Origin of the sequence: Halomonas sp. GFAJ-1, assembly GCF_000236625.2 — a bacterium.
Classification (GTDB): domain Bacteria; phylum Pseudomonadota; class Gammaproteobacteria; order Pseudomonadales; family Halomonadaceae; genus Vreelandella.
On record NZ_AHBC01000021.1, the window covers coordinates 63,807 to 78,996 of the forward strand.

At 55.5% G+C, this 15,190-nt stretch carries 12 protein-coding genes; 10 read left to right on the forward strand and 2 right to left on the reverse strand.

Annotated elements, in window-relative coordinates; translation table 11 throughout:
- Positions 1-64 precede the first annotated feature (64 nt).
- Complete coding sequence (fur, locus tag MOY_RS05440) at positions 65-517, forward strand: ferric iron uptake transcriptional regulator (protein ID WP_009097373.1); 453 nt, start codon at positions 65-67, stop codon at positions 515-517.
- 94 nt (positions 518-611) lie between these two features.
- On the opposite strand, the gene MOY_RS05445 is transcribed toward fur, so the two are convergent.
- The gene (locus MOY_RS05445; RefSeq protein WP_009097376.1) at positions 612-1,223 is read right to left on the reverse strand and encodes a LysE/ArgO family amino acid transporter; all 612 of its coding nucleotides are present in this window, start codon (positions 1,221-1,223) and stop codon (positions 612-614) included.
- Positions 1,224-1,605: 382 nt separating this feature from the next.
- Here MOY_RS05445 and MOY_RS05450 point away from each other — a divergent pair, with 382 nt between their 5' ends.
- Positions 1,606-2,469 (forward strand): LysR family transcriptional regulator ArgP, encoded by an 864-nt coding sequence (locus MOY_RS05450; RefSeq protein WP_009097378.1) that lies wholly within the window; start codon positions 1,606-1,608, stop codon positions 2,467-2,469.
- A gap of 42 nt (positions 2,470-2,511) precedes the next feature.
- Here MOY_RS05450 and recN read toward each other — a convergent pair whose 3' ends face one another.
- Positions 2,512-4,185, reverse strand: a complete 1,674-nt coding sequence (gene recN / locus MOY_RS05455; RefSeq protein ID WP_009097379.1) for a DNA repair protein RecN — start codon at positions 4,183-4,185, stop codon at positions 2,512-2,514.
- A 206-nt stretch (positions 4,186-4,391) separates the two neighbouring features.
- Here recN and grpE point away from each other — a divergent pair, with 206 nt between their 5' ends.
- From grpE to greA, 8 genes are all read left to right on the forward strand, one after another.
- Positions 4,392-5,021: a nucleotide exchange factor GrpE gene (grpE, locus tag MOY_RS05460; RefSeq protein ID WP_009097380.1), complete on the forward strand. Its 630-nt coding sequence runs from the start codon at positions 4,392-4,394 to the stop codon at positions 5,019-5,021.
- Positions 5,022-5,166: 145 nt separating this feature from the next.
- A complete protein-coding gene (dnaK, locus tag MOY_RS05465; RefSeq protein ID WP_009097381.1) occupies positions 5,167-7,101 on the forward strand; it encodes a molecular chaperone DnaK in 1,935 nt (644 codons plus the stop codon).
- Positions 7,102-7,212: 111 nt separating this feature from the next.
- Positions 7,213-8,364, forward strand: a complete 1,152-nt coding sequence (gene dnaJ / locus MOY_RS05470) for a molecular chaperone DnaJ (RefSeq protein ID WP_009097382.1) — start codon at positions 7,213-7,215, stop codon at positions 8,362-8,364.
- Positions 8,365-8,553: 189 nt separating this feature from the next.
- A complete protein-coding gene (locus tag MOY_RS05475; RefSeq protein ID WP_009097383.1) occupies positions 8,554-8,835 on the forward strand; it encodes a DUF2218 domain-containing protein in 282 nt (93 codons plus the stop codon).
- Positions 8,836-8,923: 88 nt separating this feature from the next.
- Positions 8,924-9,730, forward strand: a complete 807-nt coding sequence (gene dapB, locus MOY_RS05480) for a 4-hydroxy-tetrahydrodipicolinate reductase (RefSeq protein WP_009097385.1) — start codon at positions 8,924-8,926, stop codon at positions 9,728-9,730.
- 407 nt (positions 9,731-10,137) lie between these two features.
- Positions 10,138-11,283, forward strand: coding sequence for a glutamine-hydrolyzing carbamoyl-phosphate synthase small subunit (gene carA, locus MOY_RS05485; protein WP_009097386.1), 1,146 nt, complete (start codon positions 10,138-10,140; stop codon positions 11,281-11,283).
- 65 nt (positions 11,284-11,348) lie between these two features.
- Positions 11,349-14,579: a carbamoyl-phosphate synthase large subunit gene (gene carB, locus MOY_RS05490; RefSeq protein ID WP_009097388.1), complete on the forward strand. Its 3,231-nt coding sequence runs from the start codon at positions 11,349-11,351 to the stop codon at positions 14,577-14,579.
- On the forward strand, positions 14,576-15,052 hold the full coding sequence (gene greA / locus MOY_RS05495) for a transcription elongation factor GreA (RefSeq protein WP_009097391.1): 477 nt from the start codon (positions 14,576-14,578) through the stop codon (positions 15,050-15,052). The genes carB and greA overlap by 4 nt, the downstream gene beginning before the upstream one ends.
- Positions 15,053-15,190 lie beyond the last annotated feature (138 nt).

Here is a 15,190-nt window from a genome sequence, read left to right on the forward strand (position 1 = left end):
GTTCTTCACTATCGTGGTTTCGGTCGATCATACCCGACCTAACCTGTTACTGCGAAGAGCAACCATGGCCGATCAGAACCATGAACTGCGCAAAGCCGGGCTGAAAGTGACCCTGCCGCGCGTCAAGATCCTGCAGATTCTCGAAAATGCTTCGGGCCAACACCACCTTAGCGCAGAAGAAGTGTACAAAACACTGATTGATGCGGGCGAGGATGTTGGTCTGGCAACCGTCTATCGCGTGCTGACTCAGTTTGAGTCGGCAGGCTTAGTGATTCGTCACAATTTTGACGGTGGCCATGCGGTATTCGAGATGACTCAAGAAGACCACCATGATCACATGGTGTGTCTGGAAAGCGGTGAAATCATCGAGTTTCTTGATGACATCATCGAGCGTCGCCAGCAAGAAATAGCGGAAGAGCACGGCTACGAGCTAGTAGACCACGCCCTTGTGTTGTATGTGCGCCCTCGCGGGTCGGACATTACGCGCCAAGACAGTGGCCCTAGGAATAAAAAATAGCCGTTAGTTGCGCTAAAAAATCGCCCCCAGGGAGCCAGTGACGTTTCACTTGCGCCTTGGGGGCGTTTTTATATCGGGCATTTTTATCTCTATTTTAGCCGGTTGCAGTGGGGGCAAGTGAAAACGCCACTAGCAACATAATGATGCCAATTAACGTATCAAAGATTCGCCATGCGCGAGGAGATTGCAGTTTGGGGCCAAGAAAGCGCCCAAACCCCGCCAGGGAGAAAAACCACAGTAGCGAAGCAGACGACGCCCCAATAACGAACGCCGTTGTATTGGCTTGCTGCACGCCGACACTGCCAATAAGTACAACGGTATCAAGGTATACGTGCGGATTTAGAAGCGAAATAGCGGCTGCTTGGCCCGCAATCTGCCAGCCGCTATGGGCGCCACGCTGTTGGCTGGTTAACAAACCGCTGCTGCCCTGCCAGGCGCGCCTGAAAGCTTGCCCACCCAACCAGCACAGCAGCGCTATCCCTAGCCAAGTCATGACCGGTACCAGTGTGGGTAGCCGTTGCTGAAGCGACTCAATGCTATAAACACCCAGCGTAATCAGGGTGGCATCGATACTGGCGCAAATGGCAGCTACGACCCAGGGGTACTCTCGGCGCATGCTTTTATTAAGCACCCAGGCGTTTTGGGCGCCAATGGCGACAATTAAACCCAGGGAAATGCCAAAGCCCGTGAGTAGCGACGGTGTCATGCGAAGTGCCTCTAATGCTGATTAATGAGCCTTTTACAGTAAGTGTGGGCTTGTTTATTAATCTAACGAATAATATTTATGCTACATAAGCATTTCTTATGCCAAGGGCTATCTACAGCGTCGGCAGCACAGCGCTTTCCAGCCCCTAGTGAGCAGGCGTGTGCATGTAGTTGTGGATAAATGTGTGGATGGGTGTGTGGGTAGTAGGTGGGTAGTAGGTGGGTAAGCGTGTGAAAAGCTGTGATTAGTGCTTGACCGTTGTGCGAAAAATACGTGTTTGGCCGACGTCTCGTACTCGCCATGGTGCAAAGCACTTTTTATTACGCTGCAAATTTGAGCAATGTGCTGTTCACATCAGTTTTCATGCTATTAAGGGGGCGAAATGTTGGACTACCGGCTATTGGAAGCACTGAGTGCGGTTATTGAAACGGGTGGGTTCGAAAAAGCAGCGCAGAAGCTTCACCTCACCCAATCAGCGGTTAGTCAGCGAATTCGCCAGCTAGAGCACCGCCTGGGCCAACCAGTAGTGCTAAGGCGCTCGCCGTCGGTGGCGACAGCGCTGGGGCGTCGTTTGAATAACCACCTGCAGCAGGTTAAGCAGCTGGAATTGGGGCTGTTAGACGAAGCGCAGGGGGAGCCGCTTAAGGTGCGATTGACGGTCAATGCGGATTCAATGGCCACATGGTTAGCGCAGGCGATAGCGGCTTGCCCACTAAGTCATCAGATGGATTTTGATTTAGTGGTTGAAGACCAAGAGGTGGGGCTTGGCCGGATGCGCAATGGCGAAGTGATGGCGTGTATCTGTGCTGAAGCGCAGCCGGTTAATGGGGGCGCGGTAAGCCCGCTAGGTGTTTTGCGTTACCGGGCGCTGGCAAGCCCTGCCTTTATTGAGCGCTATCGCACGCAGTGTGACCCCTGGCGGTTGGTTGACGCCCCCTGCTTGATTTTTAACCGAGACGACCGCTTGCAGCACCAGTTTCTTGAGGCGCAGGGGCTGCCGCCGCCTGGTCGTCAGCATCGCGTACCCTCTTCTGAGGGCTTCGTCAAAATGGCACTCCATGGCCTAGGGTACGGTATGTTACCGGAACTACAGGTGGCGGATTACCTCGAAAGCGGTCAGCTGCTGGACGTAGGGCCCGCTTTTACCCTGGATGTACCGCTCTATTGGCACTTTTGGCAAACAGAAAGCGCACCGCTTGCAGCACTGAGGCGCACAGTGATGGAGCAGGCGAGTCGGATGTTGTAAGGGCTTGCAGCGCCAAGCGGGTGGCGCTGCAGTGGTTAACCCTTAATGCGGCAGGCGCTGGCTGGCGTGGAGCATTTCACGGGCGTGGGCCAGTGTTTGGTCGGAGAGCGTCACGCCCCCAAGCATGCGAGCCAGCTCACTAATTCGCCCGCGTTCATCTAGCAGCGCCATGTGGGTCAGCGTAGTATCCCGCTTGGCGCGTTTTTCGATATGTAGATGCTGATGCGCCTGAGCGGCCACCTGGGGGAGGTGGGTCACGGTCATCACTTGGCCATTTTCCCCCAGCTTACGTAGCAGTTGGCCGACAATTTCTGCTGTTGCCCCTGAAATACCCACATCCACCTCATCAAACACCAGGCTAGGAATAGTAGAGTGAGCCGCTGCCACGACCTGAATTGCGAGGCTGATACGCGAAAGCTCTCCCCCCGACGCCACTTTGGTAAGGGGTCTTGCGGGCTGGCCTGGGTTTGCGCTAATCAGGAACTGAATGTGATCCAGCCCTTCCGGGGTGGGAGTATCACGGGGCGTAACATCGACCTCAAAGCGAGCCTTGCCCATGGCTAGGAAGGCCAGCTGCTGCTGCACCTCTTTCCCCAGGCGCACGGCGGCTTTCTGCCGTGCCTCACTGAGTTTTTTGGCATCGCTACGGTAGCGCTCCCGGCACTCAGCCACCAAAGTGCTTAACGACTCCAGGTCGTTATCGCTACTTTCTAACTGGGCGACCTCGTGGCTCAGCTGGGCGTGCAGCGCACAAATCTCTTCTGGAGCAACATGATGCTTGCGGGCGATGCGGTGAACATCCCCCATGCGCTCTTCCACCCAGGCCAAGCGCTCTGGGTCTAGCTCAGTGGTGCTTGCCAATCGGCTAAGCTCGCTAGAGGCTTCTTCAACCTGAATGCGGGCATCGCTCAGCATGGCCAAGGTATTGGCGAGTGTGCCCTTATCGCTCCCCGGAAGGGCGCTTAAATGAGCGTAAGCTTGATTCAGCAAAGAGAGCGCACCCCCTTCGTCGCTGGCGCAACAGTCGGCGGCAAACTGAGTTTCTCGCAGGGTCTCTTCCGCGTGGGCCAGGGTGTGCTGCTCTTCTTCTAACGTTTTAAGCTCACCCTCTGCCAAACCAAGCTGGTCGAGTTCTTCTACTTGATAGCGCAGCAGCTGGCGCTTGGCTTCCACTTCGCTGCCTTCTTCGCTGAGCTTTTTCAGCCGTCGCCTAGCACTTCGCCATTCGCGAAATGTGTCTGCGAGCTGCTGGCTGCTTTCGCGCAGCCCCGCATAATCATCCAGCAGCGCAAGGTGAGTCTCTTCACGCATGAGTGCTTGATGCGCGTGCTGCCCATGAATTTGGATCAGCTGCTCACCCAGCGATTTTAGATCGGCAATCGTGGCGGGATGGCCGTTAATCCATGCTTTAGAGCGCCCGCTGGCGGTGACTACCCGGCGCAGTAAGCACTCTTCTGTGGGTAGTTCTCGGGCGGTTAACCACTCCACGGCGGCAGGCAGGTGCTGAATATCAAAACGGGCAGAAAGGTCGGTGCGTTCGCAGCCGTGGCGCACGCTGCCAGCATCGGCACGCTCACCCAAACAGAGGCCAAGGGCGCCCAGTAGAATCGATTTACCCGCCCCGGTTTCCCCGGTAATGGCGGTCATGCCACGGGTTAAATCGAGTTCCAGACGGTCAACAATAGCGTAGTCCTGGATGGCAAGCTGAGTGAGCATAAGGCCTCCTGAGGCGGTGCGGCACAGAAGCTGGATACTTATCCAATGATTGTTGTTTTATACAGTAGTCGATAACTCACTTCAATGCTGCTCTTGAGATGGCTTTTATGGCCCCCATATAGGCTGCATACGTGGTTAATACTCCCTACTTAACTCTGGTGTGCCGCTTTTGGGCACCACTGCATATTTATTTTTAGGAGCAAGGCATGGCTAAAGAACCGCAAACCCCCATGGATGATGAGTTGGCCCGCCGTGAGCAAGAAGCGGAAGTCACCGAGCAATCCGCTGAAGAGCGCCTAATTGAAGACGAGCTCGAAGGGCTGATTAACGATGAGGTTCCGCTGGAGGGTGAAGAAGGCAGCCCAGAAGCTGACGTGCTGGCTGCTCAAGTAGAAGAGCTGGAATTAAGCTTGGCAGAGGCTAAAGACCAGGCCCTACGCGCTGCGGCCGAAGCCCAGAACGTACGCCGCCGGGCTGAGCAAGAAGCCGAAAAAGCCCGCAAGTTTGCCCTTGAGAAGTTTGTCAAAGAATTGCTGCCCGTTGTGGACAGCCTCGAAAAAGCGCTCGAAAGCATGCAAGACGGTGCGTCGGATGTTCACCGTGAGGGTGTCTCGATGACCCTGACAATGCAGCTGGGCGTGCTCAACAAGTTTGGCGTTGAGAGTATTGACCCCCAGGGCGAACCCTTCGACCCGCAGGTGCATGAAGCGATGACCATGGTGCCCAATCCCGAGCTTGAGCCAAATACCGTTATGGACGTGATGCAGAAGGGTTATCTGCTCAACGGACGCTTAGTGCGTCCGGCCATGGTGGTGGTTAGCCAAAAAGCTAAGTAAGAAAAGGTTGCCGCTAAGCACAAAAAAGCCCTTGAAATGCTGCTAGCGGCCCCCAGATAAGGGTCAACCCCGCGGGATACGCCCGCACACTGTTTTAAAAAACGAACTTTTCAGTTTTGTAACAAACGAATTCGAGGTTTTTGCTATGGGACGCATTATTGGTATCGACCTGGGCACCACCAACTCTTGTGTGGCCGTGCTTGATGGTGACAGCGCTAAAGTAATCGAAAACGCCGAAGGCGGTCGTACCACGCCTTCCATCATTGCCTACACCGACGACGGTGAAACGCTGGTAGGTCAGGCGGCGAAACGCCAAGCCGTGACTAACCCTGAAAACACGCTTTACGCCATCAAGCGCCTGATTGGCCGTCGCTTCAAAGACGACGTTGTACAAAAAGACATCAAAATGGTGCCGTACAAAATCGCTGAAGCAGATAACGGCGACGCGTGGGTAGAAGTAAAAGGCAAGAAAATGGCACCGCCGCAGGTAAGCGCGGAAGTGCTGAAGAAAATGAAGAAAACCGCCGAAGATTACCTGGGCGAAGAAGTGACGGAAGCGGTTATCACCGTGCCGGCCTACTTCAACGACAGCCAGCGCCAAGCGACGAAAGACGCTGGCCGTATTGCTGGTTTGGACGTTAAGCGCATCATCAACGAGCCAACCGCTGCTGCACTGGCCTACGGCATGGACAAGACGCGCGGTGATAAAACCATCGCGGTCTACGACCTGGGTGGCGGTACGTTTGATATTTCGATCATCGAAGTCGCTGACGTTGATGGCGAAACCCAGTTTGAAGTGTTAGCCACTAACGGTGACACCTTCTTGGGCGGTGAAGATTTCGATCTGGCGCTGATTAACTACTTAGTTGACCAGTTCAAGACAGATAGCGGCATTGATCTGTCCGGCGACAACCTCGCCATGCAGCGTTTGAAAGAAGCCGCCGAGAAAGCCAAAATTGAGCTTTCCAGCGCCCAGCAAACGGATGTTAACCTGCCCTACATCACGGCGGATAACACAGGCCCGAAACACCTTAATGTGAAGGTGACGCGTGCCAAACTGGAGTCACTGGTTGAAGAGCTGGTACAACGCTCGCTTGAGCCGTGCAAAATGGCGCTGAAAGATGCTGGTCTCTCTGCGTCTGAAATCGACGAAGTGATTCTGGTCGGTGGTCAGACCCGCATGCCGATGGTGCAGAAGAAAGCCGCTGATTTCTTCGGTAAAGAAGCGCGCAAAGACGTCAACGCTGACGAAGCGGTGGCCGTAGGTGCTGCGATTCAGGGTGGCGTACTGGGCGGTGACGTTAAAGACGTATTGCTGTTGGACGTTACCCCGCTGACCCTGGGTATTGAAACCATGGGCGGCGTGATGACTGCGCTCATCGACAAGAACACTACGATTCCGACCAAGAAGACACAAACCTTCTCGACGGCGGATGACAACCAAACGGCTGTGACGATTCACGTCGTTCAGGGTGAGCGTAAGCAAGTGTCGCAGAATAAGTCGCTGGGTCGTTTTGATCTCGCCGACATTCCGCCAGCACCGCGCGGCGTACCGCAAATTGAAGTGGCCTTTGACCTGGATGCCAACGGTATTCTGAACGTGTCAGCCAAAGACAAGGCGACCAATAAAGAGCAGTCGATCGTCATTAAGGCCTCTAGCGGTCTGACCGATGAAGAGATCGAGCAGATGGTGCGCGATGCTGAAGCCCACGCTGACGAAGATAAAAAATTCGAAGCGTTGGTACAGCTACGTAACCAAGCGGACGGCATGATTCACGCCACCCGCAAAACCGTACAGGAAGCGGGCGATAAAGCGACCGATGACGAAAAACAGGCCATCGAAACCGCTATCACTGAGCTGGAAGAAGCGATCAAAACCGACGATCAGGACAACATCCAGAAGAAACTGGATGCTTTGACCGAAGCTTCTGGCCAGTTGGCGCAGAAAATGTACGCTGAGCAGGCGGAAGCAGCCCAGCAGGCTGAGGGTGAAGGCGCTGAAAATGCTAACGCCAAGCAGGACGACGATGTGGTTGACGCCGAGTATGAAGAAGTCAACGACGATCAGAAAAAGCAGTAATTAACCTCTTTCTGCCAAGGAAAGTGGTAACGCGGGAGGCAACTCCCGCGTTGCTGTTTCCGCGGCCGAGACGCCTATTAAGTGCGTAGCTAACCAGGAGGCGTAGGACCCATGTCCAAACGCGATTATTACGAAGTCCTGGGTGTCGAAAAAGGGGCCGATCAGAAAGAGATCAAAAAGGCCTATCGCCGTCTGGCGCAAAAATTCCACCCCGATCGAAACCCGGACGATAACACTGCAGCGGAAAAATTCCGTGAAGTGTCTGAAGCGTACGAAATCCTAAGCGATGGCGAAAAGCGCGCGGCCTACGACCAGTTTGGTCATGCCGGTGTGGATGGCCAAGGCGGCGGCTTTGGTGGCGGTGGTTTCGGCGGTGGCGCTGGTGACTTCGGCGACATCTTCGGTGATGTGTTTGGCGATATCTTTGGTGGCGGCGGTGGCCGTCGTCGTGGCCCCAACGCACCAGCCCGAGGGTCCGACCTACGCTACAACCTAGAGCTTGATCTAGAGAGTGCGGTGGCCGGTACCACGGTAGACATCCGAGTGCCGCGCCATATCGAGTGTGACCGCTGCGATGGTGGTGGCGCTGAGCCAGGCTCCAGTAAAGAAACCTGCCCCACCTGCCATGGTCATGGTCAGGTACGTATGCAGCAGGGCTTCTTTGCGGTTCAGCAAACCTGCCCAACCTGTCACGGCAGTGGCCAGCACATTAAGGTGCCGTGCCATAAATGTAACGGCGAAGGTCGCGTTCGCGAAACCCGCACCCTCTCGGTGAAGATACCGCCGGGCGTGGACACCGGAGATCGTATTCGTCTTAATGGCGAAGGCGAAAGCGGCGTTAACGGTGGCCCACCGGGTGATCTGTACGTTCAGGTTGCCATTAAGCCGCACCACATCTTCAAGCGCGACGGTAAGCACCTGCAGTGCGACGTGCCGATCAACTTTGTGGATGCCTCGCTGGGTGGCGAGCTTGAAGTGCCCACGCTAGATGGCCGCGTGAAGCTGAAGATCCCGCCGGAAACCCAAACCGGCAAACTCTTCCGCCTGCGTGGCAAAGGTGTGAAACCGGTACGCGGCGGCGCCCCCGGCGACCTGCTGTGCAAAGTGGTGTTGGAAACGCCCGTCAATCTCAACGACGAGCAAAAAGACCTACTTCGCCAGCTGCAAGAGAGCTTCGATGGCAGCAACAGCCATAGCCACTCGCCGAAGAAGACCGGTTTCTTCGACAGCGTGAAGAAGTTCTTTGAAGAGATGAAGCCGTAAAAACTTTATTTCATCTTATGCAGTTTGCGTAACGACGCTAAAAACCAGCACCCATTGGGTGCTGGTTTTTTATGGGAAGTTGCTAAGTGAACGCATCGTTGTAATAAGTGCTCATTGTCTGCTTGGCTCTTATCGCCACGCGGATTAGGCTAGTGGGTACTCACTCGCTATCTACATGGAGAGACTTCGATGCCTTTATCCCGTGCTGAAATTGCGACCCCCTCCGGCGAGCGGTTGATGAGCCGTCTCTGCCAACACTGGGCGCATAAGTTCGACGTTGAGCAAAGCGAGCAGCAAGCCACGATCACCTTTGAGGCGGGCACCTGCTTAATGTATGCCGAGCCTGAACGGCTGCTGGTGTCTATTGAGACGCTGGAGGAGGAGCACCTCGATCAGTTAGAGGGCGTGGTGGAGAGCCACTTAGTGCGCATGGCGAAAGACGAGCCGCTGGAAATCGTCTGGGAAAACTAAGGGGGCGGTCTGTTATAATCGCGGCCACTTTTTTGTCCTTATTTTTATCTAACGCGTGATGCCGAACGGCGCATGCGCAGGAGTTGTCATGACCCGAATTGCCATTGTAGGCGTGGCTGGCCGTATGGGCCGCACGTTAGTGAACGCGGTTGAGCAAGAGGCTAATGCCTCGCTAGCAGGCGGAATTGTTGAGCCGGGCAGCTCCCTGGCTGGTGCGGATATTGGCGAACTGGCGGGCGTTGGTAAGCGCGGTGTGGCAGCGGTGGATTCATTAAGTGCGATTGTGGACGACTTCGATGTACTGATCGACTTCACCGCGCCCCAGGTAACGCTGGCCAATTTGGCTTTCTGCGCCGAGCACGACAAACGCATTGTGATTGGCACCACCGGCATGAGCGATGACGAGCTGGCCCAGCTTGATAGCTACCGCGATAAAGTGGCCATGGTGTTCGCGCCGAACATGAGCGTCGGCGTTAACCTGACCCTGAAGCTTTTGGAAACGGCAGCTAAGGCGCTGGGTGATGAAGGCTACGATATTGAAGTTATCGAAGCTCACCACCGCCATAAAGTTGATGCGCCCTCAGGTACGGCGATCAAAATGGGTGAAGTGGTCGCGGAAAGTATCGGTCGGACCCTCAAAGAGCACGGTGTATATGAGCGGGTAGGGCAGTGTGGCCCGCGCACTGATAAAGAGATTGGCTTTGCTACCGTGCGTGCGGGGGATATTGTCGGCGAGCACACGGTGATGTTTGCCACTGAAGGTGAACGCATCGAAATTACCCACAAAGCCTCCAGCCGCATGACCTTTGCCAAAGGTGCGGTGCGCGCGGCGCGCTGGGTCGCTGGCAAAGAGGTGGGCCGTTACGATATGCAGGATGTGTTGGGGCTGGAGTAGGTGGTAGCGAATGTTTTAAACAGCGAACTATTGCTAAACACCTCTGCTATTCAGGGGTAGTCTTTGGCCTGAAATTCCTGTAACATTCCAAAAATTTTGGCCCAGTGGCTGCAAAAAACAGCAGCATATCTGCAGTGAACGAACATCTGTAGAGAATGCTCTGTAAAAAAGCACCGCGCTTGTTGCACTGGCCTTAGGTTAGAAAAAATAGTCAGCCAAACGCTGCGCCATGGCAACTCGCCGTGGAAGAGAACAACAAGCGGGATGAAACCGATTTTTTTATTATCGGCTTCGTCCCGCTTTTTTACGACCCGACGTTTGCTTATAAAAACGCCGTAACCGGATCGCCGAGCCTGCGCCCACAGGCTCCCACCAGCATGGGAGAACTTGTTTTGAATAACCCCGCATTGAGCAAACCCGCGATATTGGCCTTAGAAGATGGCAGCGTATTTCACGGTACAGCGATTGGCGCAGATGGCGTCACAAGCGGTGAGGTGGTGTTCAATACAGCCATGACCGGCTATCAAGAAATCCTCACCGACCCCTCTTATACCCGTCAAATCGTTACGCTCACTTACCCGCATATTGGCAATACCGGCATTAATTCCGAAGATGTGGAATCGGCGTCTATTGCAGCAGCGGGCCTGGTGATTCGCGATCTTCCGCTTATGGCGAGTAGCTTCCGTTCTGAGCAAAGTCTCTCGGATTATCTGAAAAGCCAAAACATACTGGGCATTGCCGACATCGACACTCGCCGGTTAACGCGCATTCTGCGCGATAAGGGTGCGCAAAACGGCGCGATTTTGGCAGGGGCGGATGCAGAGGGCAGCGATGCGGTTGAGCGGGCGCTGGCGGCGGCGAAGGCGTTTCCTGGGTTGAAAGGCATGGACCTGGCTAAAGAAGTCTCGTGTAAAGAAGCTTACGAGTGGTCAGAGGGCGAGTGGACCCTGGGTGAGGGCTACGCCGACATGACTAAGCGTGAGCGCCCTTATCACGTGGTGGCGTTTGATTACGGCGTGAAATTTAACATCCTGCGCATGCTGGCCGCTCGCGGCTGCCGTCTGACGGTTGTGCCGGCGCAAACGCCAGCCGCCGAGGTATTGGCGATGAACCCGGACGGTGTTTTCTTAGCCAACGGCCCCGGGGATCCTGAACCCTGCGATTACGCGATCAAAGCCATTCAAGAGGTGCTGGAAACCGACACGCCGGTATTTGGTATCTGCCTTGGTCACCAACTGCTGGCACTGGCCTCCGGCGCGAAGACGCTCAAGATGAGCCACGGTCACCATGGTGCTAACCACCCGGTGCAAGACTTAGCGTCCGGCACGGTAATGATCACCAGCCAAAACCACGGCTTTGCCGCTGATGAGGCAACGCTGCCCAGTAACGTGCGGGCAACGCATCGCTCGCTGTTTGACGGCACCCTGCAGGGCATTGAGCGCACTGACCGCCCGGCGTTTAGCTTTCAAGGGCACCCGGAAGCGAGCCCCGGGCCGCGCGATGTAGCGCCGCTGTTTGATCGCTTTATCGCCATGATGAAAGCGCGTCGCTAACGCAGCGCTGCCAACGTTACGCCGTTTTTGTTGCTCATCGTCACCACTTTTTTGCGGGAACCGTTATGCCAAAGCGTACTGATATCAACAGCATTCTTATTATTGGCGCTGGTCCGATCGTTATCGGCCAGGCCTGCGAGTTCGACTACTCCGGTGCTCAGGCGTGTAAAGCGCTACGCGAGGAGGGGTACCGGGTTGTGTTGGTTAACTCCAACCCCGCTACCATTATGACCGACCCCGCCATGGCCGATGCCACGTACATCGAGCCAATCACTTGGCAGGCGGTGGAAAAGATTATTGAAGCCGAGCGTCCCGACGCTATTTTGCCCACCATGGGTGGCCAAACGGCGCTGAACTGTGCCCTTGAGCTTGAAAAGCACGGCGTGCTGGAAAAGTACAATGTCGAGATGATCGGCGCCAACGCCGATGCGATTAACATGGCCGAAGACCGCGATCTGTTCGATCAGGCCATGAAGCGCATTGGTTTAGAGTGCCCGAAAGCGAAAGTCGCGCACAGTATGGATGAAGCCTGGGAGATTCAGGCTGAGCTGGGCTTCCCGACCATTATTCGCCCTTCCTACACCATGGGCGGCTCCGGCGGCGGCGTGGCGTATAACAAGGAAGAGTTCGAAGAGATCTGTATGCGTGGGTTCGAACTTTCCAATAACCACGAGCTGCTGATTGATGAGTCGCTGCTGGGGTGGAAAGAGTACGAAATGGAAGTGGTACGCGATCGCAACGACAACTGCATCATCGTCTGTGCGATTGAAAACTTCGACCCTATGGGCGTTCACACCGGTGACTCCATTACCGTTGCGCCTGCGCAAACGCTGACGGATAAAGAGTACCAGATCATGCGTGACGCCAGCCTCGCGGTACTGCGTGAGATTGGTGTGGAAACCGGCGGCTCCAACGTCCAGTTCGGTATGGATCCGAAAACCGGCCGCTTGGTGGTTATCGAGATGAACCCGCGGGTATCCCGCTCCTCGGCGCTGGCGTCTAAGGCGACGGGCTTCCCGATTGCCAAAATCGCCGCCAAGCTGGCCGTGGGCTATACGTTAGATGAGCTGCAAAACGACATCACCGGTGGCCGCACGCCCGCGTCGTTTGAGCCCTCGATTGATTACGTGGTAACCAAAATTCCACGTTTCACGTTTGAAAAATTCCCCCAGGCCAATGACCGTCTGACCACCCAGATGAAGTCGGTGGGTGAGGTGATGGCGATTGGCCGGACCTTCCAAGAGTCACTGCAGAAAGCCCTGCGCGGCCTGGAAACCGGTAACGATGGCCTTGATCCGATCATCACCGATTTTACGCCGGATAACATGTCGGTCATTCAGGGTGAGCTTCAAGCCGCCGGTGCCGAGCGCATTTTCTACATTGCGGACGCCATGCGCTCAGGTATGAGCGTTGAGGACGTATTTGCGCTGACGAATATCGACCCGTGGTTCCTGGTGCAGCTGGAAGACTTAGTGCTGACTGAAAACGCCGTCGCCAAGCGCACGCTCGCTGACTTCTCTGCCCGCGAGCTTTACCAGCTCAAGCGCAAAGGCTTCGGCGATGCGCGCCTGGCAAAACTGCTTGGCGTGTCGGAAAAAGAGTTCCGCAAAACCCGTCAGGCCGCTGGTATTCGCCCGGTTTATAAGCGCGTTGATACCTGTGCTGCGGAATTTGCGTCTGACACCGCCTACATGTACTCCACCTATGAAGAGGAGTGCGAGGCGGATGTGTCGGATCGCCAGAAAATTATGGTACTTGGCGGTGGCCCCAACCGTATCGGCCAGGGTATCGAGTTCGACTACTGCTGTGTTCACGCCGCTTTCGCTATGCGCGACGATGGCTATGAAACCATCATGGTCAACTGCAACCCGGAAACCGTATCTACCGATTACGACACCTCGGATCGTCTCTACTTTGAGCCGGTAACGCTGGAAGACGTGCTGGAAATTGCCGATAAAGAGAAACCGGTAGGCGTGATCGTTCAGTTCGGTGGTCAAACACCGCTGAAACTGGCCCGTGAGCTGGAAGCCGCAGGCGTGCCGATCATCGGCACCACGCCAGACGCCATCGACCGCGCTGAGGACCGTGAGCGCTTCCAGGTGATGATCGACAAGCTTGGGCTGAAACAGCCGCCTAATGCGACGGCGCGTAGCTTTGAAGAAGCATTTTCTAAGGCAGAAGTGATTGGCTATCCGCTCGTGGTTCGCCCCAGCTACGTACTGGGTGGCCGGGCGATGGAGATCGTCTACGACGCCTCTGAGCTTGAAAGCTACATGACCCATGCGGTGAAAGTCTCCAATGACTCTCCGGTGCTGCTTGACCACTTCTTGAGTGCCGCAGTAGAAGTCGACATCGACGCGGTGTCCGACGGCCAGCAAGTGGTGATCGGCGGCATTATGCAGCACGTTGAGCAAGCAGGCGTTCACTCCGGTGACTCCGCCTGTGCGTTGCCGCCTTACTCGCTGCCTGCCGATGTGCAGGATGAAATGCGTGACCAAGTGAAGCAGATGGCCGTTGAGCTGGGTGTTAAAGGCTTAATGAACGTCCAGCTCGCGTGGCAGGATGGCGAGATCTACGTGATTGAGGTGAACCCCCGCGCCTCGCGTACCGTGCCGTTTGTGTCTAAGTGCATCGGCACGTCGCTTGCGCAAATTGCCGCACGTTGCATGGCCGGTAAAAAGCTCGCCGAGCAGGGGTTTGAGCGCGAAATTATCCCGCATTTTTATAGCGTCAAAGAAGCGGTCTTCCCGTTCAACAAGTTCCAGGGCGTAGACCCGATCCTCTCACCAGAAATGAAGTCTACTGGTGAAGTGATGGGGTCTGGCGACACCTTTGCCGAAGCCTTCTTCAAGGCACAGTTGGGCGCGGGTGAAGCGATTCCTGCGCTGGATGGCGAGCGTAAAGCATTCCTGTCAGTGCGCGAGCCGGACAAGCAGGGGATTATCGAAGTGGCGCGTTCTCTGCTAACATTGGGCTTCACACTATGTGCAACGCGTGGCACGGCAGCGGCACTTGAAGCTGCCGGGCTCGACGTAGAGCACGTCAATAAAGTCTACGAAGGCCGTCCCCATATCGTCGATCTGCTTAAGAACGACGAAATCGCCTACATTGTGAACACTACGGAAGGTCGTCAGGCTATTAACGACTCTTCGGTAATTCGCCGTACTGCTCTCTCGCGCAAGGTGCCCTATGCGACCACCTTGGCGGGCGCTAATGCTGTTTGCATGGCGCTTGAGTACGGTAGGGAGATTACGGTGCGGCGCCTTCAGGATCTGCATGCAGGAGCAACGCAATGAACAAGGTCCCGATGACGGTAGCGGGAGAAAAGAGCCTCCGTGATGAGCTTGCTCATTTGAAGGGCGAGGCACGCCCTCAAGTGATTGCCGCTATCGCAGAGGCGCGTGAACACGGCGACCTTAAAGAGAACGCCGAGTATCACGCCGCTCGCGAGCAGCAGGGGTTTATCGAAGGGCGTATTCAGGAAATTGAGAGCAAGCTCTCTGTTGCTCAAGTGATTGATGTTACGAAGCTGCCGAGAACGGGTAAGGTGATTTTTGGTGTAACCGTCTCGCTGCTGAATCTGGATAGCGATGCCAGCGTAACCTATCGTATCGTGGGTGAAGATGAGGCCAACATTAAAGAGGGCCGCATTTCAGTCACGTCACCTATCGCCCGTGCTCTGATTGGTAAAGAAGAGGGCGACGTGGTGGTAGTGAAGACACCCGGCGGTGATGTTGAGTACGAAATTGAGAGCGTAGAGCATCTCTAGTTCGTCGCCACTCGCGGGCGCTAATCGCGCCCGCGCTTTGGTAGCCTAATGACGTGCTAAAAAAAGCCCGAAGCAGTTAATGCCTCGGGCTTTTTGCATCGCTGACGATGTTAGCGCTGCTCGTCGCTTTTAGACGTG

Bases quoted from the DNA above. Each gene is read 5' to 3' on its own strand.
- greA (WP_009097391.1), top strand. From the start codon at position 14,576: ATGAACAAGGTCCCGATGACGGTAGCGGGAGAAAAGAGCCTCCGTGAT.
- MOY_RS05445 (WP_009097376.1), bottom strand. From the start codon at position 1,223: ATGACACCGTCGCTACTCACGGGCTTTGGCATTTCCCTGGGTTTAATT.
- MOY_RS05475 (WP_009097383.1), top strand. From the start codon at position 8,554: ATGCCTTTATCCCGTGCTGAAATTGCGACCCCCTCCGGCGAGCGGTTG.
- dnaK (WP_009097381.1), top strand. From the start codon at position 5,167: ATGGGACGCATTATTGGTATCGACCTGGGCACCACCAACTCTTGTGTG.
- recN (WP_009097379.1), bottom strand. From the start codon at position 4,185: ATGCTCACTCAGCTTGCCATCCAGGACTACGCTATTGTTGACCGTCTG.
- fur (WP_009097373.1), top strand. From the start codon at position 65: ATGGCCGATCAGAACCATGAACTGCGCAAAGCCGGGCTGAAAGTGACC.
- dapB (WP_009097385.1), top strand. From the start codon at position 8,924: ATGACCCGAATTGCCATTGTAGGCGTGGCTGGCCGTATGGGCCGCACG.
- MOY_RS05450 (WP_009097378.1), top strand. From the start codon at position 1,606: ATGTTGGACTACCGGCTATTGGAAGCACTGAGTGCGGTTATTGAAACG.
- dnaJ (WP_009097382.1), top strand. From the start codon at position 7,213: ATGTCCAAACGCGATTATTACGAAGTCCTGGGTGTCGAAAAAGGGGCC.
- grpE (WP_009097380.1), top strand. From the start codon at position 4,392: ATGGCTAAAGAACCGCAAACCCCCATGGATGATGAGTTGGCCCGCCGT.
- carB (WP_009097388.1), top strand. From the start codon at position 11,349: ATGCCAAAGCGTACTGATATCAACAGCATTCTTATTATTGGCGCTGGT.